The organism is Phenylobacterium sp. FG114, assembly GCF_057809855.1.
This window is the reverse complement of the sequence record NZ_JBMDKU010000003.1, coordinates 1-26,536: the sequence shown is the minus strand read 5'-3', so window position 1 is coordinate 26,536 and position 26,536 is coordinate 1. Positions and strand designations below refer to the sequence as shown.

Annotated in this window: 25 protein-coding genes; 14 read left to right on the top strand and 11 right to left on the bottom strand. The window is 66.8% G+C overall.

What is annotated here, in order from left to right; translation table 11 throughout:
* Position 1 precedes the first annotated feature (1 nt).
* Positions 2-1,162 carry a glycosyltransferase family 4 protein gene (locus tag ACODSY_RS05495; RefSeq protein ID WP_488950657.1) on the bottom strand — a complete coding sequence of 387 codons (1,161 nt, stop codon included), beginning with the start codon at positions 1,160-1,162 and terminating at the stop codon, positions 2-4.
* Positions 1,163-1,371: 209 nt separating this feature from the next.
* On the opposite strand from ACODSY_RS05495, the gene ACODSY_RS05490 reads away from it, so the two are divergent.
* From ACODSY_RS05490 to ACODSY_RS05480, 3 genes are read left to right on the top strand one after another with little or no spacing between them, the layout of a single operon-like run.
* On the top strand, positions 1,372-2,355 hold the full coding sequence (locus ACODSY_RS05490) for an endonuclease/exonuclease/phosphatase family protein (protein WP_488950656.1): 984 nt from the start codon (positions 1,372-1,374) through the stop codon (positions 2,353-2,355).
* A 3-nt stretch (positions 2,356-2,358) separates the two neighbouring features.
* Positions 2,359-3,297: a glycosyltransferase family 2 protein gene (locus ACODSY_RS05485; RefSeq protein ID WP_488950655.1), complete on the top strand. Its 939-nt coding sequence runs from the start codon at positions 2,359-2,361 to the stop codon at positions 3,295-3,297.
* A 46-nt stretch (positions 3,298-3,343) separates the two neighbouring features.
* On the top strand, positions 3,344-4,237 hold the full coding sequence (locus ACODSY_RS05480; RefSeq protein WP_488950654.1) for a glycosyltransferase family 2 protein: 894 nt from the start codon (positions 3,344-3,346) through the stop codon (positions 4,235-4,237).
* A 16-nt stretch (positions 4,238-4,253) separates the two neighbouring features.
* Here the strand turns inward: ACODSY_RS05480 and welK are convergent, their stop codons facing one another.
* On the bottom strand, positions 4,254-5,288 hold the full coding sequence (gene welK, locus ACODSY_RS05475) for a beta-1,4-glucuronosyltransferase WelK (protein WP_488950653.1): 1,035 nt from the start codon (positions 5,286-5,288) through the stop codon (positions 4,254-4,256).
* A gap of 93 nt (positions 5,289-5,381) precedes the next feature.
* On the opposite strand from welK, the gene ACODSY_RS05470 reads away from it, so the two are divergent.
* A complete protein-coding gene (locus ACODSY_RS05470; protein WP_488950652.1) occupies positions 5,382-5,534 on the top strand; it encodes a hypothetical protein in 153 nt (50 codons plus the stop codon).
* A 25-nt stretch (positions 5,535-5,559) separates the two neighbouring features.
* On the opposite strand, the gene ACODSY_RS05465 is transcribed toward ACODSY_RS05470, so the two are convergent.
* The 3 genes from ACODSY_RS05465 to ACODSY_RS05455 form a co-directional block, all read right to left on the bottom strand.
* The gene (locus ACODSY_RS05465) at positions 5,560-6,900 is read right to left on the bottom strand and encodes an ATP-binding protein (protein ID WP_488950651.1); all 1,341 of its coding nucleotides are present in this window, start codon (positions 6,898-6,900) and stop codon (positions 5,560-5,562) included.
* A gap of 131 nt (positions 6,901-7,031) precedes the next feature.
* Positions 7,032-8,759, bottom strand: a complete 1,728-nt coding sequence (locus ACODSY_RS05460) for an O-antigen ligase family protein (RefSeq protein ID WP_488950650.1) — start codon at positions 8,757-8,759, stop codon at positions 7,032-7,034.
* A 51-nt stretch (positions 8,760-8,810) separates the two neighbouring features.
* Positions 8,811-9,653 (bottom strand): glycosyltransferase family 2 protein, encoded by an 843-nt coding sequence (locus ACODSY_RS05455; RefSeq protein WP_488950649.1) that lies wholly within the window; start codon positions 9,651-9,653, stop codon positions 8,811-8,813.
* A 348-nt stretch (positions 9,654-10,001) separates the two neighbouring features.
* Between ACODSY_RS05455 and ACODSY_RS05450 the strand changes: the two genes are divergently transcribed.
* The 5 genes from ACODSY_RS05450 (at position 10,002) to ACODSY_RS05430 (ending at position 15,163) form a co-directional block, all read left to right on the top strand.
* Positions 10,002-10,916 carry a SurA N-terminal domain-containing protein gene (locus tag ACODSY_RS05450; protein WP_488950648.1) on the top strand — a complete coding sequence of 305 codons (915 nt, stop codon included), beginning with the start codon at positions 10,002-10,004 and terminating at the stop codon, positions 10,914-10,916.
* 109 nt (positions 10,917-11,025) lie between these two features.
* Positions 11,026-12,249, top strand: a complete 1,224-nt coding sequence (locus ACODSY_RS05445) for an outer membrane beta-barrel protein (RefSeq protein ID WP_488950647.1) — start codon at positions 11,026-11,028, stop codon at positions 12,247-12,249.
* 16 nt (positions 12,250-12,265) lie between these two features.
* Positions 12,266-13,099: an SLBB domain-containing protein gene (locus ACODSY_RS05440; RefSeq protein ID WP_488950646.1), complete on the top strand. Its 834-nt coding sequence runs from the start codon at positions 12,266-12,268 to the stop codon at positions 13,097-13,099.
* Positions 13,100-13,117: 18 nt separating this feature from the next.
* Positions 13,118-14,470, top strand: a complete 1,353-nt coding sequence (locus ACODSY_RS05435) for a GumC family protein (RefSeq protein ID WP_488950645.1) — start codon at positions 13,118-13,120, stop codon at positions 14,468-14,470.
* Positions 14,471-14,479: 9 nt separating this feature from the next.
* Positions 14,480-15,163, top strand: coding sequence for a CpsD/CapB family tyrosine-protein kinase (locus tag ACODSY_RS05430; RefSeq protein ID WP_488950644.1), 684 nt, complete (start codon positions 14,480-14,482; stop codon positions 15,161-15,163).
* A 65-nt stretch (positions 15,164-15,228) separates the two neighbouring features.
* Here ACODSY_RS05430 and ACODSY_RS05425 read toward each other — a convergent pair whose 3' ends face one another.
* Positions 15,229-15,921 carry an FkbM family methyltransferase gene (locus tag ACODSY_RS05425; RefSeq protein WP_488950643.1) on the bottom strand — a complete coding sequence of 231 codons (693 nt, stop codon included), beginning with the start codon at positions 15,919-15,921 and terminating at the stop codon, positions 15,229-15,231.
* A gap of 347 nt (positions 15,922-16,268) precedes the next feature.
* On the opposite strand from ACODSY_RS05425, the gene ACODSY_RS05420 reads away from it, so the two are divergent.
* The gene (locus ACODSY_RS05420) at positions 16,269-17,774 is read left to right on the top strand and encodes a lipopolysaccharide biosynthesis protein (protein ID WP_488950642.1); all 1,506 of its coding nucleotides are present in this window, start codon (positions 16,269-16,271) and stop codon (positions 17,772-17,774) included.
* On the opposite strand, the gene ACODSY_RS05415 is transcribed toward ACODSY_RS05420, so the two are convergent.
* Positions 17,775-18,575, bottom strand: a complete 801-nt coding sequence (locus ACODSY_RS05415; protein WP_488950641.1) for a hypothetical protein — start codon at positions 18,573-18,575, stop codon at positions 17,775-17,777.
* Between the two features lie 77 nt (positions 18,576-18,652).
* A complete protein-coding gene (locus tag ACODSY_RS05410) occupies positions 18,653-18,799 on the bottom strand; it encodes a hypothetical protein (protein WP_488950640.1) in 147 nt (48 codons plus the stop codon).
* A gap of 329 nt (positions 18,800-19,128) precedes the next feature.
* On the opposite strand from ACODSY_RS05410, the gene xrtV reads away from it, so the two are divergent.
* Together xrtV and epsI are read left to right on the top strand one after the other, a co-directional pair.
* Complete coding sequence (gene xrtV, locus ACODSY_RS05405; protein ID WP_488950639.1) at positions 19,129-20,013, top strand: exosortase V; 885 nt, start codon at positions 19,129-19,131, stop codon at positions 20,011-20,013.
* The gene (epsI, locus tag ACODSY_RS05400; protein ID WP_488950638.1) at positions 20,010-20,738 is read left to right on the top strand and encodes an exosortase-associated protein EpsI, V-type; all 729 of its coding nucleotides are present in this window, start codon (positions 20,010-20,012) and stop codon (positions 20,736-20,738) included. The genes xrtV and epsI overlap by 4 nt, the downstream gene beginning before the upstream one ends.
* A gap of 13 nt (positions 20,739-20,751) precedes the next feature.
* Here the strand turns inward: epsI and ACODSY_RS05395 are convergent, their stop codons facing one another.
* Positions 20,752-21,114 carry a PilZ domain-containing protein gene (locus ACODSY_RS05395; protein WP_488950637.1) on the bottom strand — a complete coding sequence of 121 codons (363 nt, stop codon included), beginning with the start codon at positions 21,112-21,114 and terminating at the stop codon, positions 20,752-20,754.
* 272 nt (positions 21,115-21,386) lie between these two features.
* Here ACODSY_RS05395 and ACODSY_RS05390 point away from each other — a divergent pair, with 272 nt between their 5' ends.
* Together ACODSY_RS05390 and ACODSY_RS05385 are read left to right on the top strand one after the other, a co-directional pair.
* Positions 21,387-23,090, top strand: a complete 1,704-nt coding sequence (locus tag ACODSY_RS05390) for a DUF1800 domain-containing protein (protein WP_488950636.1) — start codon at positions 21,387-21,389, stop codon at positions 23,088-23,090.
* The gene (locus tag ACODSY_RS05385; protein WP_488950635.1) at positions 23,087-24,634 is read left to right on the top strand and encodes a DUF1501 domain-containing protein; all 1,548 of its coding nucleotides are present in this window, start codon (positions 23,087-23,089) and stop codon (positions 24,632-24,634) included. Before ACODSY_RS05390 ends, ACODSY_RS05385 begins: the two co-directional genes overlap by 4 nt.
* 39 nt (positions 24,635-24,673) lie before the next feature.
* On the opposite strand, the gene virB11 is transcribed toward ACODSY_RS05385, so the two are convergent.
* Both virB11 and virB10 read right to left on the bottom strand, forming a co-directional pair.
* The gene (gene virB11, locus ACODSY_RS05380; RefSeq protein WP_488950634.1) at positions 24,674-25,657 is read right to left on the bottom strand and encodes a P-type DNA transfer ATPase VirB11; all 984 of its coding nucleotides are present in this window, start codon (positions 25,655-25,657) and stop codon (positions 24,674-24,676) included.
* Positions 25,654-26,536: type IV secretion system protein VirB10 (gene virB10, locus ACODSY_RS05375; protein WP_488950633.1), on the bottom strand; the 883-nt coding region annotated here is incomplete at its 5' end. The genes virB10 and virB11, both read right to left, overlap by 4 nt.

The following is a 26,536-nucleotide window of genomic DNA, read 5'->3' as shown; positions in this document are numbered from 1 at the left end:
CCTAGCGGATCGCGGCCTTGGCTTGCTCGTAGCAGGATTCCAACTGCTTGGCGGCGGCGTCCCACGTCAGGGCGTCCCGCTGCCCCAGGACCGCGCCGCGCATCCTGACCACGAGCTCCGGCTCGGCGATCAGTCGCGAGATGTGGCCGGCCAGCGTCGCCACATCGCCCGGCTCGTGCAGCATGCCTGTGACCTCGTGGATGCACTGGGCGCCCGCGGCGTCGGACACCACCGGGATCGCTCCGCAGCCCTGGGCCTCGTAGGTCACCAGCGCGCTGCCTTCCTCGAAAGAGGGGAGGATCAGGGCGTCCGCGGAGGCCAGCACGCCCGCCGCGTCGTCGGTGAAGTCGTGAACCGTCACGCCGGGCATCGGCAGATAGCTCTCGATCGTGCTGCGGTATCCCTCGACGATCTTTCCATAGACGGAGAAGCGCGCGGTCTTGAAGGCCTCGGCGCGGCGCCAGGCGTCCAGGGCAACATGGAGACCCTTGCGGGGCTCGATCGTACCCAGGAAGACCGCATGGAAGGGGCCGGGCGCCCGTGTCACGGCCGGGAGGAAGGCGGCGGGATCGAACCCGTAGCGATGGCGCAGAAGCTTCTCCGCCGGCACACCCCGATCGAGGAAGGTGGACCGAACATGGTCCGAGGGCACCAGAAGGCCCGACGACGCGGCGTATTCCGCCTCCTCGCGCTTCAGCCGGGCCGGGTTCGTGCGATGCGAGTGCCCGCGAGGCAGGTGCACGCCCAGTTCGTCGCACAGCTTTGCCACGACTTCGTACGCGTTGGCGGTGTGCGTATTCGGGACCTCGCGCAGTGAGGGCAGTCCGACGGCCGCGGCCGCGCGCGCCGTATGGAGGGATACGCCCGGCCAGCAGTGCACAACATCGTATTGCTTGGCGTTCTTGCGGAGGTGCTGTGCAACACGGAAGTCATGCAGGGCCATGCTGCGGTCCAGGCCCATAAGCCGGTGAGGCACGCGCACTCCACCGATCATCATGGTGGTGTGATGCGTTACTCCAACAGTTGAAAGGCTAGGATGAATACTGCCCGAAAAAACAGTGAGACTATGGTCGCGCTTGGCTAGCCCTAGTACTTGCTGGGCAGCGGTGGTGCCTACACCGGGTGCGCCCAGGGCGTATGGGAAGCTGTACAATATACGCATGTTTCGTCTCTATCATCACGCGCTCGGCAGGGCAGCATCAAATTCGGTCGGCGCGCAGGGTTCCGACCGTTGTTCGCAAGACGGGCGCCGATCTGGACCCTCTCTCGTGATTCTGCCCTAGCCGAATCGGGCGCGGCCACCTGCTAAGAGGGGCGATGACTGGTCTCTGGCGTGTCTTTGGCTGGGCCTGCTGCCTTGGGCTGGGCCTTTTGACCCTCATCGCAACGGCGGCGCTCGGCGGCGCCTTCAGCCCGCGCCTCGATCTCCTCACCCATTTCGCCCCGCTCTACCTGGCGGCAGGCGTCGCCGGGCTGCTGCTTTCGCTGATCTTGGGCGGCGCGCGCAGGCTCGTGGCCGGTAGCCTGTCGCTCGTCGCCGTATTGGCCAGCGGCGTCCTGATGGCGCCGGAGTTCCTCTCCGTCGATCGAAACCTTCCCAGGCCGGCGGGGCCGTCGGATTTAAAGATCGTTCAGTTCAACGCCCTGGCCTCGAACCGGGTGAAGGAAGGCGCGGCGGCCTGGATCCTCCAGCAGAAGCCCGACCTGATCGTCCTGGAAGAGGCGGGCGGGCTTGAGCGGCTGATCGCCCGGCAGGGCGACTACAAGCGGCTGCAAGGCAGCCTGTCCGTCACGATCCTCGCCCGCGACACGCCCGCGGGCGGTAATTCCATGGAGTGGGCGCTGACCCGCGTCATGTCGCCGGTGACCCTCGCCACCTTTTCCGACCGGCGCGGCGAATACGTCGTGATCGGCGTGCACCGTCCGTGGCCCATGAACGTGGACGAGGTCGCCCGGCAGGAAGCCTATCTCCGGCGCCTGGTCGGGAGCTTCGGCCCCGAGACGGCCATCGTGGCGGGTGACTTCAACTCCACGCCCTGGTCCTTCGATCGTCGGCGTGAGGACGAGAGCATGGGGCTGATCCGGCGCACGCGTGCGCTGTTCAGCTGGCCCGCCGATCGCGTCAGTCACAATCGTTTGCCGACCCACCTGCCGTTGCTGCCGATCGATCATGTCTATGCCGGATCCGGGTGGCGAACGGTCTCGGTCGAACGGGGGCCGCGGCTGGGCTCGGATCACTATCCCGTGATAGTTGTGCTCGCGCCGACGGGAGTCGGCGGGCGCCTGCCCGTCGCACGAGGCGATGGTGACGCGCGCTTAGCAGCTTTGCCTTACAAGCGACCTGCCCGGGACTGACGGATGGGCGTCGGGGAGAACATGGTGCGCGTCGCAGTCTGTATCGTGGGGTTTCGGAATGCGCGGGACATAAGCGACTGTCTCGAAGCGCTCGGCCGCTCCACGCATCGGGATTTCCAGGTGGTGATCTGTGAGAACGGTGGCGACGACGCGTTCCGCGCGCTGGTGGAGACCTTGCCCAAAGCGCTCCCGGGCGGGCAGACGGTCAGCGTGAGTTCCGCGCCCGACAATCCCGGCTACGCGGGGGGCGTGAACCGCTGCATCGCAATGGCGCCCGATGCCGACGCCTGGTGGGTCCTGAACCCCGACACGGTTCCCGACCCATCCGCCCTGGCGCATCTGTGCCGACGCCTGGAGGCGGGCGACTGCCAGGCCGTTGGCTGCACGGTGCATTATCCGGACGGAGAGATTGAATCGCGCGGGGGCGCGTGGCGTCGCTGGCTGGCGCGGGCGGTCTCCCTGGATCATAGCCGCCGTCTGCAGGACCCCGTGGACGTCCCGGCGCTGGAGGCGCAGGTCAGCTATCTGAACGGTGCGTCCATGCTGGTCGGCCGCGAATTCCTAACGGCCGTGGGACCGATGCGGGAGGAGTACTTCCTCTACGTCGAGGAGGTGGAGTGGTGCCTGCGCGGCCTGCAGAAGGGTATGAGGCTGGGCCTTGCCGTCGACGCCAACGTCCTGCACCTGAAGGGGTCTTCGACGGGCTCGATCCAGGAGGTCGCCGGGCGAAGCCGGATGTCGGTCTACCTGGACGAGCGAAACAAGATCCTGGTGACTCGCGACCGGTTTCCCGAGTGCCTGCCAGTGGCCGTGGTCGCCGCCTTCTGTCTTCTATTCCTGCGGTTTGGTCGCCGCGGGGCTTGGCGGCAGCTGGGCTTTGGGCTTAGCGGCTGGTGGGCCGGGATCCGAAACCTGCGCGGCAAGCCGGCTTGGGCGGCCTGATATTGATGAATGATTCTGATGAGGCGAATATAACTATGCTCGGCACATGGAGGACTTCGTATTGAGCCCAACTGTGTCCGTTGTCCTTCCGACCTTCAATCGAGAGCGGACAATCCGGCGGGCGATTACCAGCGTTCTGTCTCAAGCGGGCATAACCCTGGAACTCATTGTCGTGGACGATGCGTCCAGCGACAACACGCTGCGAGTGATCGAAGACCTGTTGGCCGACGAGCGCGTTCGGCTCGTTCGCAATGAGACGTGCGGGGGTGGGGCCGCCGCGCGCAACCGTGGGCTCGAGCTTGCGAAGGGCGAGTTCATCGCGTTCCAGGACAGCGACGACGAGTGGCTGGCCGACAAGCTGGCCCTGCAGGTCGCCGACCTGACGGCCCGTGAAACCTCCTTCGCCGGGAACTTCACGTCGTTCATCCGCGTGGCGAAGGAGTCGGCGGAATACCTCCCGCATCTGACCGCCATGCGCTCGGGTGACACGCTGTTTTCGTCGCTCATCCGGAAGAACTTCATCACCACCCAGTCGCTGCTCATCCGGCGCCAGGTGATCGATGAGATCGGCGGATTCGATGAAGGGTTGCCCCGGTTCCAGGACTGGGACCTCGTCCTGCGCATCGCCAGCCGTTGGGACCTGGCCTATCTCGATACGCCGACCGTCGTGCTCTTCGACACGCCGGGCAACCTGACCAGCTTCGCGCTGAAGGACATTCCCGCCCGGCAGCGCATCCTGGCCAAGTGGGAGCAGCATGCGGCCCTCACCACCGAGGTGCGGGCGCAGCACGAACACATCATGGCGCGCATCCTGTCTTCCAACGGCCGGCCGAAGGAGGCCGTGGGCCACGCGGCGCGGGCCTGGTCGATGCGGCCTCAGTCGGTGAGGTACTTCGGATCGCTGCTTCTCGCCCAGCTGACCGGGCTGGGCGCGAAATAGGGCAGAGCCGCGGGCGTCAGGCCGCTGGCCTGCGCCGCGAGGGGATCTGCGCCAGCAAGTCGTCGATGAACTGGATCATTTCGCTGGGGTCGCTGGTGGCGACCACCCGCGGCCGCGTACGCGCCGCTTCCAGCGCGGCGCGGAGTTCGTCGGCGTCGTTGGCCACCTGGATGAAGCCGCGCCGTTCGAAGGCCTCGGTGATCTCGGCCTGGTGGTCGTCGTAGTGCTCGCCGAGCGCCGCGAGCCGCGGCGTCGCGATCACATGGCAACCCTTGCTGAGCGCGGTGACCAGAGATCCGGTCCCGCCGTGGCAGATGACGATCGACGCGTCGTCGAGCACGCGCTGCACCTCGTCGAACGGCAGCGTCTCGACGACGTCCAGCCCCTCCGGCGCCACACCGCCCACGCCGCACTGGATAAGCAGCCGCTCGGGCATGGCGCCGTCCTTCTTGGCCTGCGCCACCATCTTCACGAGGCGATCGAAGGGCAGGGTGGCCCCGACCGTCGCGAACACGAGGTCCTGCTTCGGCTTCGGACGCTCGTCCAGGACCCGCATCGGTTCGAAGATCTTCGCCTTGGGATAGAAGGCCCGGAGAGGCTCGGCGTAGGCGATGATGTGGTGCGCCAGCGGGGCCGCCAGCCGACCGAACAGCGAAGGCGCCTCGAAGCGGGCGAACGACTCCAGGATGATGATGCGCGCGCCGAGCAGCCGCGCCCACAGCACCGTGAAGTACATCGCGCCGGCGCCCTCGCTGATCAGAACCTGCGGACGCTCCTTCAGGATGATGCCCGCGGACTTCAAGAAGCTGACAGCCGCGTTCCACAGCGGGCGCAACGGCCCACCCAGCTTCAGTTGGCCGAAGGCGAAGTGAGGGAGGAAATAGCTGCGGTGCTGGTCGCTCACCGTGTGGCCGAGCGCCAGGTCTTCAGTGACGAAGAAATAGTCGTGCTTGGACCAGACCGGCTCCAGGTCCAGCAGCTGGCGAATGTGGCCGCCGCCCGAACCGGCCAGGCAGATCTTGAGGCGGCGCGAGGGGACGGCTTCAGACATCGCGCGAGGCTCCGAGGATGTCCGGCGAGCGGCCTGCGAACCCCGTCCGCGCCCGGCTTTGACCAAGGTTCGCGCCCATCCTAGATTCCCCCCATGAACGCCATGAACGCTCTCGCACTTCCTGTGCTGGCCCTATTGATCGCCGTCGCCATCATCTACGTGGCGCGCAATTGGCTCGGGAAGCGCGGCGGGCGGGCGCTGAGCACCGCGGCCCTCGAGGAAGAGGACGACCCCAACACGCGCTAGACCCAGGCCCGGGGCGCGACGCCGCCTATTCGACCGCCCGGACGGGCTCGGGCTTGACCGGCGCCTTGTAGCGCAGCGCTTCCATCAGCTGGATGTAGGGCGTCAGGGTGTCGGCGATCAGCGCGTACCGCGGGTCCGTCGCCTCGAGCAGCCCGTTCTTGTGGAGTTGTTCCAGCGCCCAGGCGCCGCGACTGGGAGCAGCGGCCGCGTTCTTTTGGCCGCGACCGGATGCCACCGGAGCGCCCTCGGCGCCACCCGACGCGATGAACTTGTCGAGATGGGGCAGCAGATCCGACGGCAGGCGTCCGCGAAGATCTTCCACCGCCTGGTTGAGCGCCTCCGAAACGTCGACGGCCGTGACATGCGTGCGGCGGCCCTCGACGGCCCGCATGCTCGCCAGGTGGCAGATCAGGGCCGAGAGGTATGGGGAGCCGTGCACGGCGGAAATCACCATTGCCGCGGCTTCTCGCTCGTACGTCAGTCCGCTGGCCCGCTCGCCGTTGGCGATGAGCTGCTGCACCTCGTCGTCGCTCATGGCTGAGATGCGAAGCGCCGACAGGCTTCGGCGGATGGAGGGGATGAAACCGATCAGGTCGGCGAGGTCTCCGGCCACGCCGGCGATGACCAGCTGCACGCGCGCCGACAGGTCGGACAGGATCTTGACCAGCTCGGCGATATCGCGCCGGAACTCGGGCGATTCCGCCCGGTCGAACTCGTCGAGCACGATGAGCACGCGGGTGCCCACGAGCTTGGCCGCTGCATCGCCGAACTGGCGCGGCGAGAGCTTGCCGTCGGGAAGCAGATCGGCGAGCGAGCTGCCCGCTTCGGACAGCGAACTGACCGGCGAGACGCCGCTGTGGAAAAGCAGCGGCACCTCGGCGGCGACGGTGCGGAACGTCTCGCCGAACTCGGAGGTCGCGCCGCAGGAAACGTAGACCACGATGTAGCGCGCCTCGCGGGCGGCCATGGTCATCATGTGGAGCAGCGAGGTCTTGCCGACGCCCCGTTCGCCGAAGATGACGACGTGCAGCCTCTGGTCCTCGACCAGTCGGATGATGGACTCGAGCTGGGCCGTGCGGCCCGCGAACATCCGCGGATCCACGACGGGCTGGGCCGGGGTGAACGCGTTGCGGACACGCAGCCGCTGGCGCGAGAACGAATCGCGCTGGTCCTGCCCCAGATGGTCGGCCGCCGTCGTGTGGAACCGCGGCAGAGCCGCCGTGCGGCGCTCAGGCTGCGCCGCGCGACGCTCCGCGATGTTCGCCAGCGTCGGTTGCGCGGAGAGAGCCGCCTGCGGACCGGAAACCGGTTCCCTATTGCGATCCTGCTTGGATCGCTTCCAGGGCCACTTGAACCGGGAAGACAATGTCAAAACCTCGCAGCTGGCGCAGAGCGCTCCTTAGCACACGAAAATTGTGGCTACACAAAGCTTACGATTCCGTCGCCGCGTGGGTGTGGCAAACAGGTTGCAGTCCCGGCGGCGGGCGAACGCGGGGCTCACCAACGCCTTGGCGGTTCCATCCGGGCTGCCTGCTGCCGGCGCTCTTCGCGCTCCTGCTTGCGCAGTCGATAGACCAGCGCGGAGACCATGCCGACCTCCATGTACTGGATCGAGTGGAGGTCGCTCTGGCCGTGCACCCACTTCACGACGAGGAACGCGGACAGCGCGATGGCCAGGGGACCCAGCAAGGCCGCTTCGCGGCGGGTTCCGAGCTCGCGTGACAGGCAGTAGCGCACGGCCGCCAGGATCGCGATGACGAAGGTCCCCGCCCACAGGATGAGGCCCACCACGCCGATGTCCATCAGCATCGCGATGAAGAAGTTGTCGACGGTCTTGAACTGGCCCTCGGCGAAGCCTAGGGCCTCGCCCGACTGTCCCGCCCCGTGACCCCAGGGGGCCTTGGCCGCCGAACGGATGGCCATCTCCAGCTGGGTGGCGCGCGCCGCCGAACTGCCGGCCTGGGCTCCCCCGCCAAACACCATCATGCTGAGGCGGGTGCTCGAGAACACCGCCGCGACCGCCAGGCAGAAGGTGGCCGGATAGGCGAAGAGGATGGCCGCGGACAGCAGGTTGCGCGGCTCGCGCCGCCAGCGGATGAAGCTCCAGAAGCAGCCGAACATCAGGACCGAAATGAGCATCCCCACCAGGCCCAGCCGCGAGTCCGTGAGGCGGATGGCGTAGAACAGCAGTGGGATCATGAGCAGCGATCCCACCCGGATGAACATCGGCCGGGGCGTGAAGGCGAAGTGCAGCAGGAACGGCGTGAGGAGCGAGAGATATTCCGCCAGCACCAGCGACGTTCGGAAGGTGGCTTTGGCCCGATAGAGATTGATGCCGGGCCGGAACTCCGGCTCGAGGATCTTGGTGACGGTCTCGTCCGGGACGCGCAGGAAGCGCGGGATCTCGGTCATCCACAACAGGTGCTGCTCTCGCGCCTCGAGGATCACCACCAGGGAGATGGGGATCGCCAGTAGGCAGAGCAGGGCCCAGTAGCGCTCGATGAAATCGATGCGGCGGAAGATCGTGGCGCTGACCACGAAGATGCTGAAGTTGAGCACCACGAACAGGATCGCGATCTGTAGCGAAGAGACCGGCGTCGGCGAGAACACCAGCGTGGCGAACTCGAGGAACAACACGCCGAGTATGAAGTACCAGAGCGGCTTGATCGCCGTGACGCTCTTGGAAACCGCGACCCGGAAGTCGCGGGAAACCGAAAGGCAGACGAGGAACAGTCCGACCATGGGAAAGGCGGTCAGGCGCAGCGACGTGATCCAGGGCATGCCCGGGAAATAGAGCGCCAGGTAGTCTGGCCACAGGATCAGCGAGATGAAGTAGGCGGCGAAGAAGAACTCCACCCCATAGGTGGGGGCATGCTTCTGGTTCGGCAGCGCCCAGATCACCAGCAGGGCCAGGAGCGCCACCGGCGCGATGAACTGCATCAGCAGGTACGGCGCGGTGAGGCCGAAGAAGAATCCGTAGATCAGGCAGAAGAAGCTCAGCAGGGGGATCGCGACGATCGGGAACAGCTCGCGACCCAGGCTGTGCACCCTGCGATAGGGCGCCAGCACGATCGCGCGGCGTCGGTGGACAGCCCGCTCGTTGACCCACGGCAGGAAGTTGCGGATCCGCGACCAGCGCAGGTTGGCGAGGACCAGCTGAGCCAGGTCCTTCGCGCCATCGGCGATGTCCCTGGGGGGCGGAAGGCGGGGCCGAAGCATAGTCATCCGGCCCTCCCATGCTCCGGTCGCCGTGACGGCTTCAAGGCGAAGCGCTGCTTAGGCACGCGCGGACATCAGGCGCAGGCAGTCCAGGCTGCGCCAGAAGCGTAGCCGGAACAGCATCAGCACGGCCGGACCGCGCGCCGCCGGCGGCAACTGCGGGGCCAGCAGAATCTTCGGCGCATGCACGAGCGCCGAAAGCGGGAGCGCCGCGCACCGAGCGAGCCACCGCGCGGCGCCGCGACGATACATGACGTGCAGCTTGTAGGTCTCGGCGTTCACCCGCCGCCACTTCGTGACGAGGTCGTCCCAGGTCTGTCGGGCGGGATGGTTGACGATCGCGGCGTCGGCGTAGCCCAGCGTGTACCCCTTGCCCTGGGCCCTGTGCGACCACTCGACGTCTTCCGAGACGGTGGAGAGGAACCCGCCGACCGCGTCGAACACCGCGCGCCGGCAGAACAGGTTGGCGGTGACGGTGAACTTCTTGTCGAGGACGTAAGACCGGTTGTCGAAACCGAAGACGATGTCGAACCCCTCGGCCGGCGTGATGCGGTGGGCGTCAGCCGGGAAGACATCCACCCGGCCGCCGACCAGGTCGTCACGCTCGAGGGCCGCCAGGCCTTGCTCGAGCCAGTCGCGTGCGGGACGGCAATCGGAATCGGTGAAAGCCAGGATGTCGCCCGTGGCGACGGCCACCCCGCCGTTGCGCGCCGGTCCGGCGCCCTTCTCCTTGACGATGACCAGCTTTGCGCGGTCGCGGACGACAGCTTGGAGTGCGGCTTCACCTTCGGGCGAATTGTTGTCGGCCACGACGATCTCGAACGGCCGCACGCTCTGGGCCAGGAGGTCGGTGAGGCACGCATCAAGCCCGCGAAGATCGCGGTAATGGGGCACAATCACGCTGACGCGCGGCGGTACGGACAATCTAGCGCCTCTCGACCGGGGTGCGACTCGACGGGACGGCCGCGTTCGCATTCTGCATTCTCTGCTCTTCGTTGCGAAACCGTTTCCCTGCGCCGCGCCTTCAGCGACAGGGCAAATGGACGCAAGGAGTTAGCAATAAACCGTAGTATATGCAGGCGTGTCGGGGTGTTTGCCGTCCAAAAAGGGGCGACCTTCGGCTTGTCAAATTTTCGGCGGCCTTCACTCTGAATCTGGACAAAATGGTCGCCGAGAACTGTGCTGAATATTCAGGACTTCGTGGGCGCCCGTGGGGCCGCCTGGGGTCGGTGAATCGGGAGGGGTTGGATGAATTCGCGGCTTAGCTGGATCCTTGCGTCGGTGGCCTGCCTCGCGCTCGCATCCTGCGGTGACAAAGGAGCGCCCAAGGGCCAGGTCGTGGCGAAGGTCGGCAAGGACGAGGTGACCGTCCTCGACCTGCAGTCCGAGATGGCCGGGTTCCAGGCGCCGAACGCTCAGGCGCGCAAGGCGGCCGAGCAACAGGCGCTGAACAACATCATACAGCGCAAGATCCTCGCCGAGGCGGCGAAGAAGGAAAAGATCGACAAGTCGCCTGAATTCGCCCGCCAGAAGGAGCGGATGAACGAGGTGCTGCTGGTTCGCAGCTGGCAGGAAAATCTGGTCAAGGCGGTGCCGCCGCCCAGCGCCGACGAGGTGCAGAAGTTCATCGGCGAGCACCCGGACCTCTATTCCGCGCGCAAGGTGATCGGCATCGACGGCCTGCGCTTCCCGACGCCTCGCGACCCCAGCCTCGTGGAGGCTCTGCGGCCTCTGAACACGCTTGAGGAGGTCGCCGCCCTGCTGACCCAGCGGAACATTCCGTTCAGCCGTGACGCCGGACAGATCGATGCGCTGACCGTCGATCCGCGTTTCGTCGATCAGCTGATGAAGATGCCGCCGAACGAGGTGTTCGTGGTGCCTCAGGGCAACGCGGTTCTCGCGGGCCGCATTCGCGAGATCAAGACGGCGCCGGTTGAGAACAGCATCGCCGTCAAGCACGCCACCGACTACCTGCGCGCCACGCGGGTGCGCGAGGCGGTCAGCCGTCGGTTCGGTTCGGTCGTCGCCGCGGGGCGGAAGGACGTCCAATATAACAAGGGCTACGAGCCGCCGAAGCCGCCGGCGAAGGGCGCTGCTCCGGCCAGCAAGGCGGCGCCGCCCGCCAAGGCGGCTCCGGCGCCTGCCGCGGCGACTCCAGGCTAAGATTCGCCCTTGTTGCGGGTCATGATGCGTGCAAATCGGCGATTTGATCCCAGGCTCGGCGCGCTCCGAAGCCTGGGCGCCGGCGGGGCTGAACAGGATTGCCTGAACGATGACTAAAGCTTGTCGGCCGGTCAGTCTCCTGGTCATCGGCGGCGTCACGCTCTGCGCGGGCGCCGCTCACGCACAGGCGGCGGGGGCCGGCGGCGCGCCGGTCGCCGGTGGTGATCGCTTCAGCCTCGATGTGCGCGGGCGCGTCTCGTACGAAAGCAACGTCTCGGGCGGCGACGACACGCTGGCGAACCTTCGCGGGCTGCAGCCCGAGGATGTGATCTACACGACCGGCATCTCGATGGCGGTGCAACGGCCCTCCAGCCGCCAGACCCTGTTCCTGACCGCCACCGCCGACCTGAACCGGCATGAAAAGAACAAGCGCCTCGACGGCGAGAACATCGCCATCCAGGCGGGGGCGACCCGCAGGTTCACCGCCTGCGCTGTCACGGGCTCCGGCGGCTATTCGCGCCGGCAATCGCAGCCCGACGAACTGACGGTGGTGGCCGTGACCAAGAACGTCGCGGAAACGAAGACCGCCTCGCTGCAAGGCATGTGTGGCTTTGGCAACATCGTCGGCACGGTTTCGGGCCAGATCACCAAGACGAACAACAACGCGAACTCGGCCGGGTACGTCGACTCCCGGACCGAAGGCGTCACGGGGTCGGTCGGCTACGCGAACCAGACACTCGGCACGATCAGCGTCTTCGCCACCTACTCCACCAGTTCGTACGACGACAGCAGCCTCCTGGGGACGCCGGCCGTGGCTCGGAACTTCCGGCAGACGGGCGGCGGCCTCAGCTACATGCGCCGCATCGGCTCCCGGCTGAACGGGACGGCCTCGGTTTCCTATACGACGCTGGACTCCGACATCGCCGGCGGGGACAGCGAAGGCTGGACGGCGAGCGCCGCGCTCAACTATCGCCTCTCATCGCGCACCGGGCTCGTCCTCAACTATTTCCGCGGATACCAGGCGTCGGCCACGCTGTTCGCCAGTTCCCAGTTCACCGAACGGGTGGACCTCTCCGGATCGTACCGCCTCTCGTCGCGCCTCAGCGCGCGGGCCTCCGTGAGCGCGGCGCGCAACGATTTCCGCGGCAGCCAGACCAATCTCTTGCAGGTGGCTGAGGACAAGGTCTTCACGGCCGGCGGCGGCTTTTCCTACAGGATAGGTCGCAATATCACGATCGGGGTCGATGGTGGCTATACCGAGCGCGACGCAGATCTGGACCTGTTCGACACGCACTCCACGCGCGCTTCCGTAAGTATATCGAACCGCTTCTGACGTCAGGATGGATGAAATGCGAAAACTGCTTGATGTTGCGCTCGCAGCCATGCTGGCAGCTGCTGTCGGCGGCAGCGCGCTCGCCCAGCAGCCTACCGAGTCGGCGCCCGCGAACGTCGCGCCGGGCGGGGCGCCGGTCGATATCTCCTACATCCTGGGCGCGGGCGACGTGGTCGACATCGGCCTCGTCGGCCGCGGCGACTTCGGTTCGCGGGCTCGGGTCAACACCGACGGCATGATCCTGCTGCCCTACGTGGGCAAGATCAAAGCCGAGGGACGCACCGTGCTCGAATTCGCCGAAGATGTGCGCCAGGCCCTCATCAAGGGCGGCTTCTTCGCCGACCCGGTCGTGCGCGCCGACGTGGTCGGGGTCGCGAGCCGTTATGTGACCGTGCTTGGCGCGGTCGGCAGCCCCGGCCTGATGCCGCTGGATCGCAACTATCGCCTGTCCGAAGTCCTGGCGAAGGTGGGCGGGCGCTCTGCGAACGGCGCCGACTATGTGCTGCTGACGCGCGCCGCGGGCGGCGAGTCGCTGCGCCTGCCGATCACCGGCCTCGCATCGGGCGGCGCCGATCAGGATCCGGTGGTCGCCAGCGGAGACAAGATCTTCATTCCTTCGATCGAGAATGAGGTGTTCTACATTTCCGGCCAGGTGAACACGCCTGGTTCGTTCCCGGTCACCTCTGGCCTCACGTTCCGAATGGCCATCGCCAAGGGTGGCGGCGTCGGCGAAAATGGCAGCGAGAAGAAGCTGAAGGTCGTGCGCAAAGGCGAGAAGCTCAAGAAGGTCAAACTCGACGACCTCGTTCAGCCGGGCGACATCATCACCATCGGCGAGCGCCTCTTCTAGGCGCGGCCGGAGCATCCCATGAGCATCATCCAGTTCCTCAGAATTCTTTGGGCCCGCCGGGTCGTGACGCTCGCCTGCGCGATCTTCACGTTCCTGGGCGGCTTCGCGGTCACCCTCGTGGTCGCGCCGCGCTACGAGGCGACCTCCCGGGTCATGCTCAACATCCTCAAGCCGGACGTGGTGACGGGCGACGACAGGAATCTGAGGAACCTCGGGGCCTACATCGACACCCAGCGCGAGCTGCTCAAGGACTACCGGGTCACCGGGCCGGTGGTCGATGAGCTCGGGTGGCTCTCCGACCCGCGGAAGATCGCCGAGTATCAAAGCCGCCCGGCCACCGACACCCGCGACTTCCGGCGCTGGTTGAGCCAGCAGGTGGCCGACCGCACCAACGCCAAGCTGGTCTCGGGCACGATCTTCGAGATCTCGTTCTCCTCGAACAACCCCGAGGAAGCGCGCGTTGCCGCCGAGACCCTGCGACGGTCGTTCGTCGACAACAGCCTGGCCTCCCGCCGGCAGGACGCCGCGAAGAACGCCCAGTGGTATTCGCAACAAGCCGACGTGGCGCGCAATCTGGCCGAGCAGGCCCAGCTCGCGAAGGCCAAGTACGAGCGCGACAACGGGATCGTGATGCAGGGCGATCAGGCCGGCAGCCAGCAGGACGTGGATAGCGCGCGTCTCGCGGCGCTGGTCGGCCAGGCGGCCGCCGCGCCGGCCGCGGCCATGAGCGCGCCGCTTGCCATGTCCTCCACGTCGAGCCTGCAATTGGCCCAGATCGACGCCGCCATCGCGCAGAACGCCGACAAGCTCGGTCCGAACCACCCGCAGATGAAGCAGATGCGCGCCCAGCGCGCCCTGGTCGCCAACGTGGTCGCCCAGGAACAGGCGGCGGCACGCGCCGGCCCGAGCAACACGGCGGCTCTCGCTGCGGTGTCGAAGGCGCTTCAGGAACAAAAGGCGCGCGTTATCGGCCAGCGCGACAAGATCGAGCACCTGCGCCAGCTGCAGTCCGAGGTGGATCTCCGCCGCGAGCAGTACAAGAAGACCGCCGAGCGCGCGGCGGAGCTCACGCTCGAGGCGGGCGTCGCCGACGCCGGCATGACGTCGATCGGCGTGGTCGTGACGCCGTCGGAGCCCGCATTCCCCAACAAGCGCCTGATCTTCATCGGTTCGGCGGGCCTGGGGATCGCGATGGGCCTGGTCCTGGCGATCCTGGTGGAACTTCTGAACCGCCGCGTGCGCGGTGTCGAAGACCTCTCCGGCGACGACAACCTGCACTGCCTCGCGGTGGTGAACTCGGCGACGCCCAGGCGCCGGCTCGGTTTTGGCAGGTCGCGCCGGCAGCGGCCCGCCGTAGGCGCGATGGCGTAGGTGGCGCGAGTGGCGACCAAGAAGCAACCGGCGCCCCAGGCGCCGGGCCCGTCCCTGATGGAACGGCCGACGCCGATCGTCATGGTCAGCGACCCCAAGGGGGCGGCCGCGGAGGCGATCCGGGCGCTGCGCACCCGCATTCAGTCGCAGCACGTCCAGAAGGGGAGGCGCGCCCTGGCGGTGTGTGGTCCGACCCCGGAAGTCGGCGCCACCTTCATCGCCGTGAACCTGGCGGTCGCGCTGGCCCAGATCGGGGTCAAGACCCTGCTCGTGGAGGCCGACCTGCGCGAGCCGACGGTGATGTCGTACTTTCCCGGGTTCGAGGCGGGGGGCGGATTGCGCGCCTGTCTCTCGAGCCCGGACGCGGACGCCGCCGACTTCAGCCTCCAGCAGGTGATGCCCGATCTGGACATCCTGCCGGCCGGCGGGGCGGATGACCTGGCGCAGGAGTATCTCGCGTCGGACCGGTTCCCCGATGTGATCAACAGCTGTCTGCGCGACTACGCGATGACCATCGTCGACACCCCGCCGGCCAACGGGTCTGCGGATAGCCGCCGCATCAGCACCGTCGTGGGCTTCAGCCTCGTCGTGGCGCGGAAGGACAAGACGCTCGTGTCGGACGTGCACACCCTGGCGGATGAACTCATCAAGGAATCCGCGACGGTGATCGGCACCGTGCTGAACGGCTACTAGGGCTTAGAAAGCCAGACTACCGCCCGCATCGTCGGCGCCTTGGGACTTCCGAGGCGGCCGCTGGCCTACTCGATGCGCCGGAACACGCAGTCGAACTCCACGGCCGAAACCGGGTCCTTCAGCGCCCAGCGCTGGCCGACGGGCAACATCTGCGCCGGCGTGAAGCCCAGCTTCTCCATGAAGCAGATGGATTCCGAGAAGGACCAGACGTCGACGTAGAGATTGTCCACGGGCAGTTCGAGCTGCACCCCGACGCACTTCTTCAAGGTCTCCTCTGCGCCGCGAAGAACCTCCTTCTCGAAGCCTTGCGTGTCGATCTTGAGGAACGGCCGTTCGGTGGCGACGTCCTTGATTTCGATATCCAGCGTCGACACCTGGATCACCTGCTTGCGCACCACCTGCGCCGCCTCGCCGAACTGGGTTCCGACCGCAGACAGCTCGCGGATAGAACTGAATACCGGTTGGCTCGAGACGTTGATCTCCGTCTGGTGCGGATGCGCGCCCAGGGCGACGTTGCGCACGTCCCAGGCCCCGTCGCGGGCGGCGCGGACGGAGAGGTGGCGGAAGCAGTCCTCGACCGGTTCGAAGGACAGGATGCGCCCGCGGTAATCCAGCTTCCGAAGGCCCTCGCCGAACTGCCCCACGTTGGCGCCGACATCGATGACGAGGTCGCACCGGCGGTGATCGAGGAAGGTCCCGAGGTTAGGAATCTTCAGGATCTCCAGACCTCTGGAGCGCCTTGCCCAAGTCCGGATCAAATCACGTACCGAGTGCGACACCTATTCGCTCCACGGCAGATCGACGAACCGAAACGTGGGTGGTCGGTCGAGTCAAGGTTGGCGGCGGGAACACCTGTAGGCCGCGAGCGGCCGCTTCCCAGTGCGACGCGTGGGGCGGATGGGGACGGCTCACGTCCGCCGTCATCGACGCGGACCGTCGGAACCCAACGGTAAGCCTAAATTGACTGCTTTGGGAGCAACTGGCTCCTCCGGTCCGAGAGAATGGTTTAAGCCCCATGCGCTTCGGGGTGGGTGCGTCCACATCGGCCGACCCTATTTGGGCAGTTTGAGGTTCTTCTGTGACGGAGTCTCCGCAAAGCCGCGCCGTGGACCGATTGATCGATTTCGATCCACCGACCGGCAGCCGGGGGCACCGCTTTGTCACCGGAACGGCCTACATCTGGGCCGCCCAGATCGTGAAGATGGTGGTGCAGTTCGCTGCCGTCATCGTCATGTCGCGGCTGCTGTCGCCCGGCGATTTCGGCCTCATCGCGATGGCCGCGCCGATCCTCACCTTCGCGACCATGTTCGCGGACCTGGGGCTCGTGCAGGCCACGCTGCAGCGGGAAAGGCTGAGCCAGCGCAATTCGTCCAGCCTGTTCTGGGTCAACGTCGCCGTGGGCATCGGCATCGTCGCCCTGCTGGTCGCGGCCCAGCCGCTGGTGAACCACTTCTATCATGACGCCCGGGTGGGCCAGATCACGGCGGCCCTCGGGCTGACGCTGCTCATGTCGAGCGCCGCCGCCCAGCACGGCGCGCTGCTGAACCGCCGTATGAGCTTCGGCGTGATGGCCATGCTGGACACCGGCAACGCCGTCCTGACGCTCGCCGCCTCGTCGATCGCCGCCATCGCTGGGGCGGGGTATTGGGCGCTCGTGATCGGGCCGCTCGTGGGCGCAGCCTTCATGTCGACGGCCCTCTGGATCGTCACAGGCTGGCGGCCATCCCTGCCGACGCGCGATCCTGACCTGCGCGCGATGCTCGGCTTCGGCGGCGGGATCACCGGTTTCAACCTGGCCAACTTCTTCTCGCGTAACCTGGACAACGTCCTGATCGGCTGGCGGTGGGGGCCGGCCGAACTCGGTCTCTACGACCGGGCCTACAAACTGCTGTTGTTTCCGCTGCAGCAGGTCACGAACCCTCTGTCGCGGATCATGGTCCCGACCCTCTCGCGGCTCGTGGCGGACCCTGCGGCGTACCGGCGGGTCTACATCGACGTCTTCTACAATGTGATCCTGATCACGGCTCCCGGGGTGATCGCCCTGGTCGCGACGGCCGACATCGTCATCCCGTGGCTGATGGGCGAACGCTGGGCCGGGGTGGTGCCGATCTTCCTCGCCCTTGGGCTGATCGCCGTCGTCCAGTGTTCCAGCAATCCCACCGGCTGGCTGTTCATCACCCAGGCGCGGACGCGGGAGTTCGCCTTGTGGGGCGTCTTCACCGGCGTGACGTGCGCCCTGACGTTCTGGTTCAGCCTGCCTTACGGGGCCGTCGGGGTCGCGATCGCCTATTCGCTGGTGGAATTCGTGAAGGCCCCGATCGTCCACTGGTACGTCACCCGCAAGGGCCCCGTGACCCTGAAGGACGTCCTGTCGGTCCTGCTGCCTCACGTGGTCTGGGCCTGTGTCGGCATCGGCGTCCTGCTGGGCCTTCGCCGGGTCGCCGAGATCCAGCCCGCTGTCCTCGTCGGGCTCTCGCTCGTGCTGGCCTATGGGATCGCGCTCGGGTTCAGCTTCGCCTTCCCACGCACCCGCGAGAGCATCACGCGCTCGTATCGCCTGCTGGAGAGCTTCGTGACCACGCGCTTCAAGAAGGCCAGCGCGACGACCTGATCAGGCCGCGCCCAGCGCCTTCAGGAGCGGGCGGGCGCGATGTGCGGCCCGCGTGACCTTGCTGAGCTGGAAGCCCTCGGCGAAGGTCTCGCCGGTTGCGCGGACCCTGAGGGCCCTCTGGTCGGTCATGCGGACGCGGACGCCTGCGGCTTGCATGGCCTCGGACAGCAGCGTCTCGGGGTGAATGTAGCCGTGCGTACGGCAATGCTCCGCTACGTGGTTCCAGCGTCCCATGAACGCCTCGGCGGCCTTCAGATTGCAGAACGCGAAGCGATCGTTCATCCCGCCCCACTGGTGCCAGGACGGGCTGACGACGTCGGCTTCGCCATTGGCCACCGCCTTCACACCCTCGACGTCCAGAGGGTCGATGTATTCGATGTCGGGGCGCAGCATCAGGAAGACGTCGAAGCCGGCGGGTTCCAGCAGGCCGAGCATCCCCCGCAGCCGCCGCAGGCTATGGAGTTGGTACAGGATGTTTCGACGCGTCCCGCCCGTGGGATCGTCGTAGTCCCGGAAGGGAACGGCCAGCACCGCCTCGGTGAGTTCCGCGATGTTCGCGTCGCGCTGCGGCTCGATCCACTGCAGCTCGAACGGAAGGCTCATCTTCAGATCCCGGCGGATCCGGACGCGCTGCTCGTTGCTGCTGGGATGATTGATGACGGCGGGCTGGTTGAAGTGGGCGGCCAGCACCGGATCGAAGCCGTTCGCGCGCAGCGGTTCCAGAATGTTCCGGCGAACGCTCGGGGCGGTCCACCGAAGGGACCGGTTCAGGCCGAAGAAGCCCACAAAGCAACGCCCCAAGACACAGCCCTCTTGTGTGTTTTCACGTCGTAGCGATTGGACCTGCGCGCGATGGTCGGCGCTTCCGCCTGGTGGGATCAGCGTCCCAGCCACCGCTTCATGAGCCGCCGAAGCCCTTGCTGCCGAAGTGTCTCGCTGGACAGCGCGCCCACCACAACGGCGCCTGCGGTGGCGAACGCCACCAGCAGCCCCAGGACCAACAGGTTTTCTCGTGCAGCGTTCATCCGCGCTCTCCCCACGCCACGAGCGCAGAGTGTGAATTATACAAGTGCGCGATCTAAATTGGAAATCGTTACGCGTCTGTTTCGCCACGCGGCCGGAATTCGCGGAAGGGGGCGCTGGCGTTCGTCGGGACCGTGTGGGAATGTGCTGGGTCTTGGTCAGGCTCGATACCGGGCTACGACCGCAACGGATTGTTGTCGTATTTCGTCAACAGGTTGGTCCTAGCCTTGATCGCAGGTTTAGAGTTCGGGATCCAGAATGCTTCCGTCTGAGCGTATGCGCTCTCCCCTGTATGGTGGAGCCAGGACCCGTGACCAGGGGATGATCGACCATGGCTGAGGCCACGAGTCCGGGCCTTCGAGCTGGCAAGTTCCCGATACCCACCTCCGACCTTCTGCTTTGGATCGCGCTGGCGATTCTCGCCGTGCCGACCATCGTGTCGCTGGGGCAGCAGGTGTGGAACACCGAGGCGGGTGCCCACGGTCCGATCGTGCTGGCGGTTGGCGGCTGGCTGCTGTTTCAGGAGCTGACGGGCGCCAAGGATCTGATGCGGCGCGGCTCGGTGGCGCTGACCCTGGTGGTCCTCGTCGCCTCGCTCGCGATTTACGTCTTCGGTCGGGCCTTCGATTTCATCAGTCTCGAGGTCGCGGGTCTCTATGGCGCGGCCGTGTCGATGCTGTACTCGCGCATCGGCCTGCGCGCGCTCGTGCATCTGTGGTTTCCGGTGGCGTACCTCGCCTTCCTGGTGCCGCCCCCCGGCTGGGTGATGGACCAACTGACTGCGCCGCTGAAGCAGTTCGTGTCCTGGGCCTCGATGAGCATTCTCTCCAGCGCCGGCGTGCCGGTCGCCCGCGAAGGGGTCACGATCTACGTCGCGGGCTATCGGCTGCTGGTTGAGGACGCCTGCTCGGGCATGAATTCCATGGTCGGCCTTGTGGCGGTCAGCCTGCTCTACATCTACCTCCTGCGAGGATCGCACCTGCGCTACGCGGCGCTCCTGGTCATGGCGTCGATCCCGATCGCCGTTTTGGGCAACATCGTGCGGATCATGACGCTGATCCTTCTGACCTATTTCTTCGGCGACGAGGTGGCCCAAGGCTTCCTGCACGAGGTGTCGGGCATCTTCCTCTTCGCCATCGACCTGTTGCTGGTGTTCATGCTCGATCAGTTCCTCTGGAAAATCCTGCCCGCGAGCTGGAAGGGCAAAAGCGCATGATCGACCGTCGCGACCTGCTGATCGGCGGCGCCTGCGTGGCGGCCGCCGGAGCCGCCGCTGTGCTGAAGCCGCGCCACGAAGCGCCGCTGCTGAAGAACGGCAAGCTCGCCGACGTCATCCCGGCCACCTTCGACGGCTGGACCTCGGAGGAGGTGGGCGATCCCTACGCCGTGAACGGGGAGGGCACGCTCTCGGCCAAGCTCTACAACGAGCTCGTCACGCGACGGTACGTGAACGCCGCCGGGGATGCGCAGGTCATGGCCCTCTTCGCTTATGGCGGCCGGCAGAGCGACGAGCTGCAACTCCATCGGCCCGAGGTCTGCTACCCCGCGTTCGGCTATAACCTGACGCGCAACGAGCCGGTGGATCTCGCGATCGGCAAGACCGCCGTGGTGCCCGCGCGCCGCCTGGCGGCATCCGCCGAGGGGCGGGCCGAGAGCATCATCTACTGGTCTCGCATGGGCGAAATGATCCCGCGCGACGGCAGCGAGCAGCGCAAGGCCAGGCTCGAGATCGCCATGCAGGGCATCATTCCCGATGGCCTGCTCTCGCGGTTCTCGGTCCCCGGCGAGGAGCCTGAGCAGGACTGGACGCTCATCGAGGGGTTCGTGGTGCAGATGATCACGGCGATCCGGCCCGACATGCGCAAGGTGTTGATCGGCACCGATCGAGCCCAACTCATCCGGGACATCAGCCCGCCGGCGACCGCCGCGACCAAGGCGTAGTCCGCGCCGCGCGTCAGCGGCCGCGAGAAAAGCCTGTCTGCAGGGCGAGCCACGCGTCCCGCGCGGGCGCAAGCCGCGCATCGGCGGTCGTCTCGAGCTGATGGCGGTGCTCGAACGCCATGCCGGCCAGGTCGCCGCGCCGCCACTTCAGCACCACTTCGTAGGCTACGGCCTCGCTGAAATGCAGCAGGACGAAGCGCGGCGGCAGCTTGTAAAGGTGCGAGAGTTCGATCTTCGCGCCACTGGCGCTGAGATCGCGGATGACGCAGTCAGCCCAGAGGCTGAGCTTGTCGCCATGCATGATACGGCCCGGCGCCTGGGTGGCGACCCGGGGCTCGGCGCGACGTTCGATGTTGGCGCCCCTGTGTTCGGACATGTCTAAAAGATATGTCTTCGAGGTTTAGAAGTCGTTCGCAACGAAACGCCGGCCCGCGCGGCCATCTCGGTCACAGAATAGTAAGATTGTTGCTTTAATTAAACGTTAGGTTAACGCGCGAAAGTCTATCTATTCCCTGAGTATGGCTAAGCCTAGTTTTGGGACAGAATGTCGCGCGACTTGTTTCGACCTATCCAATTTAGTCATTGGTCGCGTACTTGGTCGGCCAAGTGAATTGATGCATAATTCGGCTACGGACTAGGGGCCAACTGATGGAAAAAAATATGGCCATTGTGGGCGCCGTAGCCCCTATCGCTATTGCTGCGTACGGGGCGAGCACGCTGTCCGGAGCTGCGCCGACGGTCCTGGGCGGTGGGCCGGTGTCGGCCCCCGACGCGGCCCGTTTCCTGACGCAAGCCACCTATGGCGCGACGGACGAGTCCATCGCCGCCGTGTCCGCCAGCGGCTACGCCGCCTGGATCGACCAGCAGATCGCCATGCCCGTTTCCGGCTCTCACCAGGCCGATCTCGAGAAGCGGCTGATCACGGTGCGTGCGGCGAACCCCTACGGTCGGATGAACATCAGCGACTTCTCGTGGTCGTACTGGAAGCACGCGATCAGCGCGCCCGACCAGCTACGGGAGAGGGTCAAGCTCGCGCTTTCCGAGATTTTCGTGATCTCGCTGGTGGATTCCCCCACCGAGGTCCTGGGCGCGGCCAACTATTTCGACATGCTGGGCGCCAACGCCTTCGGCAACTTCCGGGATCTGCTCGAAGACGTGACGTTCCATCCGATGATGGGCGTCTACCTGACGTGGATCGCCAATCAGAAGGAAGACCCCGCCACGGGGCGGCATCCGGACGAGAACTACGCCCGCGAGATCATGCAGCTGATGTCGATCGGCCTGGTGCAGCTCAACCGTGATGGGACGCCCAAGCTCGACGGCGCGGGGCGTCCGATCCCGACCTACAGCACCGACGACGTGCAGGGGCTCGCCAAGGTCTTCACCGGCTACAGCTGGTTTTCCGAGAAGCCCACCAACTCCACCTTCCGGGGCGGCAGCTCGGCTTCGGCCAATGTCACCAAGCCGATGATCGCCTATCCGGACTTCCACTCCACCAGCAGCAAGTCGTTCCTGGGCGTGACGATCCCAGCGTCCAAGAAGCCAGATCCGGCCGGGGATGTGAAGATCGCGCTCGACACCCTATTCAATCACCCGAACGTGGGCCCGTTCATTTCGCGCCAGCTGATCCAGCGCCTGGTGACCAGCAACCCCAGCGCGGCCTATGTCGACCGGGTGGCTTCGGTGTTCAACGACGCCAGTGGGGTGCGCGGGAATCTCGGCGCGGTCGTCAAGGCGATCCTCCTCGATCCGGAAGCCCGGGAACTGAATTTGGCCGACGTGAACTACGGCAAGCTGCGCGAGCCGGTCGTGCGGCTGGCCAACTGGGCCAGGGCGTTCGGCGCCGAGTCCCAGACCGGCGATTGGATGATCCCCGCCACGAACGCGACCTTGAACAGCATCGGCCAGCTGGCGCTGGCGTCGCCGTCCGTGTTCAACTTCTTCCGGCCCGGATACTCGCCGCCGAATTCCCGGATCGGCGGTCAGAACCTGCTGGCCCCCGAGTTCCAGATCGTCGACGAGGTCACCGTCGCGACCTATGCGAATACGATGCAGATCGTCATCGACGGCGGCATCGGCGTGGCTCCGGCTGGCCAGCCTCTCCGGGACGTCCGCTCGAGCTATGCGACGGAGCTCGCCATCGCGAACGATATTAACGCGCTGGTGAACCGCATGGATCTACTACTGCTGAACGGCCGGATGTCGAGCAGCCTCCGTAGGCGAATGTCCGATGCGATCGAAACGATCAACGTCTCGGGTGATCCCGCGACCGTCAGTAAGGGCATGCTGAACCGCGTGAAGCTCGCGATCTACATGGCCATGGTTTCACCGGAGTACATTGCTCAGCGATGACCAGTTCCGTCGATAGACGCCACCTGCTGAAGCTGGGCGGGGCCTTCTCGGCTCTCGGGACCGCCGCGCCCTTCGCCCTTCAGCTGGCGGCCGCGAGCTCGGCCGCGGCGCAGAGCGCCCCCGACTACAAGGCGCTGGTCTGCGTCTTCCTGTACGGCGGCAACGACTCCAACAACACTGTCCTTGCGACCGACAGCGATTCCTGGGGTCGCTACGTCTCGGCGCGCGGGACGGGCGACGATCCGATCGCGCTCCTGCCTCCGGGCGCGGATGCCACGCCCGCCGGGCAAGTGGATCCCATCACCAAGCGCACCGCCGGCGTCAGCACGCCGGAAGCATGGGGCGGCGTCCTGCCGATCACGCCGCGCACGGCGCAACCGATCCCCGCCGGCACCAAGGCCGATACTCGCACCTTTGCCTTGCACCCTCACCTTGGGCCGATGAAGACCCTGTTCGACCAGGGCCGCCTCGCCATCGTCGCGAACGTGGGAACGCTGCTGCAGCCGACCACGAAGGCGCAGTACTTGGCGAAGGCTCCGACGATCCCGTCGAACCTGTTCTCCCACAACGACCAGCAGTCGACGTGGCAGGCGAACGCGCAGGAAGGCGCCAAGGTCGGGTGGGGCGGCCGGATGGCCGATATGCTCGCGAGCATGAACGGCCAGAACACCATGTTCACGGCCATCTCGACGGCCTCCAAGGCCGTATTTTTATCGGGACAATCGGTGCTGCAATATCAGCTGGGCCCGAAGGCGCAGCCAGCGGTGCTGTTCGGCGGCGCCCAGGGCGGCTCGCTGTTCGGCGCCAGCCTCGCCCCGCGCGCCGTGCGCGACCTGGTGACCGACACCAGCCTTCCCAGTAACTTCGCGGCCGACTACGCCTCGATGATCAACCGTTCGATGTCCGCCGCCACGACGCTCAATAGTGCGTTCGCAGAGCCGATCGCGGCGGGGGTTCCGGCGGCGCCGGAGTACATCAACCCGTTCACCCAGCGTGGCGAGGTCAACCCGCTTGCGACCCAATTGCAGTCGGTCGCGCGCATGATCGCCGCGAGTTCGAGCCTGGGCCTGCGTCGCCAGGTGTTCATGGTCAGCCTCGGCGGCTTCGACACCCACGGCGCGCAGAACGAAACCCAGCCGGTGCTGCTGTCGAAGCTGGCGCACGCGATGGCCTATTTCGACAGCGTGATGTCGAACATCGGCGGCATCGATCGCCGCAGCCAGGTCACCACCTTCACGGCCTCGGACTTCTCGCGCAGCTTCACGACGAACAGCGACGGGTCTGATCACGCCTGGGGCGGGCACCATTTCGTCATGGGCGGCGCGGTTCGCGGCGGCGATATGTACGGCCAGTATCCGACGCTCGGCGTCGACATCAATGGCTTCTCCAACCCGGACGCGGTTGGCGGCGCATTGGTGCCGACCACTTCGGTGGATCAATACGGCGCCACCCTGGGCCGCTGGTTCGGCGTCAGCGATTCCGACCTGGATACGGTGTTCCCGCGCCTGCGGACGTTCAACAGGCGCAACCTCGGCTTCGTCTGATCGACGTGGCCGGGGCCGCGGCCCCACGTTCCGGGCGGCCTAGCTGCGCCCGCGGAAATAGACCTCGCTCACCCGGCGCACGCCGTTGACGCGATCCAGCTGGACCACCACGTCGATGACGCGGCTGACGTAGGTCTGCACCTTCTCCCAACCGAGATCGACGCCGGACGTCAGCGCCAGCAGGGCGATCTGGTCCAGGGCGCCGGCGGGGCTGTCGGCGTGGATGGTGGTCAAGGATCCGGGGTGGCCGCTGTTCACGGCCCGCAGGAAGGCGAAGGCCTCCCGGCCACGAAGCTCGCCCAGCAGTATCCGATCCGGCCGCAGGCGCAGGGACGCAGCCAACAGGGCGTCGGCGTCCACCTTGGCCTCGCCCAGCTCGCCACGCACCGCGACGAGGCCAACGCTGTTCGGGTGATCCAGCCGCACTTCCGGGGCGTCCTCGATCACCACGAGCCGTTCGTCGCGGTTGATCTCCTTGACCAGGGCGTTCAGCAGGGTGGTCTTGCCGCTGCCGGTGCCGCCGGAGATCACGATCGTCTTGCGGCGGCGCACGGCGGTCTTGAGGAAGGTCTCCAGGTCGCCGCTGTCCAGGATCGCCTCGAGCTCGGCGTCGGCCTCGCGGCCCGCGTCGGGGTCGCTGCGGTGCGCCGCGTCGAACAGGCCGTCGCGCGCCATGTCCGTGACGCTGAGGTCCGAGATCAGGTGCTTGCGCACCGCCATGGCCAGCCCCGCGCGCGTCGCGGGCGGCGCCACCACCTGAACCCGCGCCCCATCGGGGAGGGTGGCCGAGAGCAGCGGCTGCTCGCGGTTGACGCCCTGGTGGCTCGTGGCGGCGATCTGGCGGGCCAGGCGCTGGAGAGCCATCTCGTTGAGCTGGTCCGCCGGCTCGCGGCACATGGCTCCGCCCGCCGTCTCGATCCACACCTCGCCCGGCCGGTTGATCAGGACGTCGGTGACGTCGGGACGCGAGAGCCAGGGCGCCAGCGGCGCCAGATAGGCCGAGAGGTAGACGTTCTCCTTCATCGCACCACGCCGGAGAAGTCGAGGTCGCGGGCCACCGACACCTGGACCGGCGCGCCCTGCGCCACCCGGATCGTGTCGGGCATCTCGATCTGCTTCTGCAGCGCGATGGAGGCCACATTGTTCGCCTGGGTCGGCGACCCGATCACCAGCGTCGTGTTGTCTCCGCTGTTGGCGCTGTTGGCGAGCGCCTGGGCTCCCGCGCTCACCACCGACAGCAGGATCGAGGAGCCGAACCGGCGGAAGAAGTGGGTGTCCACCTCGCCGTCCAGACCACCACGGCCCAGGCGGTCGGTCGCGGGCGAGCCCACGTCGATCGTGATCCCGGTGGGCGTGATGATCCGCGACCACACCACGAAGGCGCGCGTCTGGCCGACGGCGGCGGCGCTCTTGTACTGGCCGACCAGTCGCGAACCACGGGGCACCAGCACCCGGCTGCCGTCGAAGCTGCGGACGTCGCGGCTCACGACGGCGCGGACCGACCCGGGGAGGTCGGAATCGATCGCGGTCTCCAGGACGGCGGGGATGACCGAGCCCTGCGGGATCACGCGGCCCAGGTCGCGCATCTGGGTGGCGCGGGCGGTGTCGCCCAGGCCGCGCGTGATGCCGGCGGCAAAGCGCTCGTCGGCGGACTGGCGGACATCGTTCGACGGCGTCGCGCCGGCCGGCACGGCGCCCGGCGCCGCCTGGGCGAGCTGGATGGTGGCGTCGGCCGCGACCGGCGCCCCCGCGCCGAAATCCACCACGACCGTGGGCGCGCGCCAGTGGGCCTGCTCCGGATCGATGGGCGGGCCGACCGACTGCTGCACATAGGGAGCCGGCGCCGGCATCGGCGGCGGAGGCGCGGGTTGCGGCGCAGGCGCGGCGGCGGGCGGCGGGGCG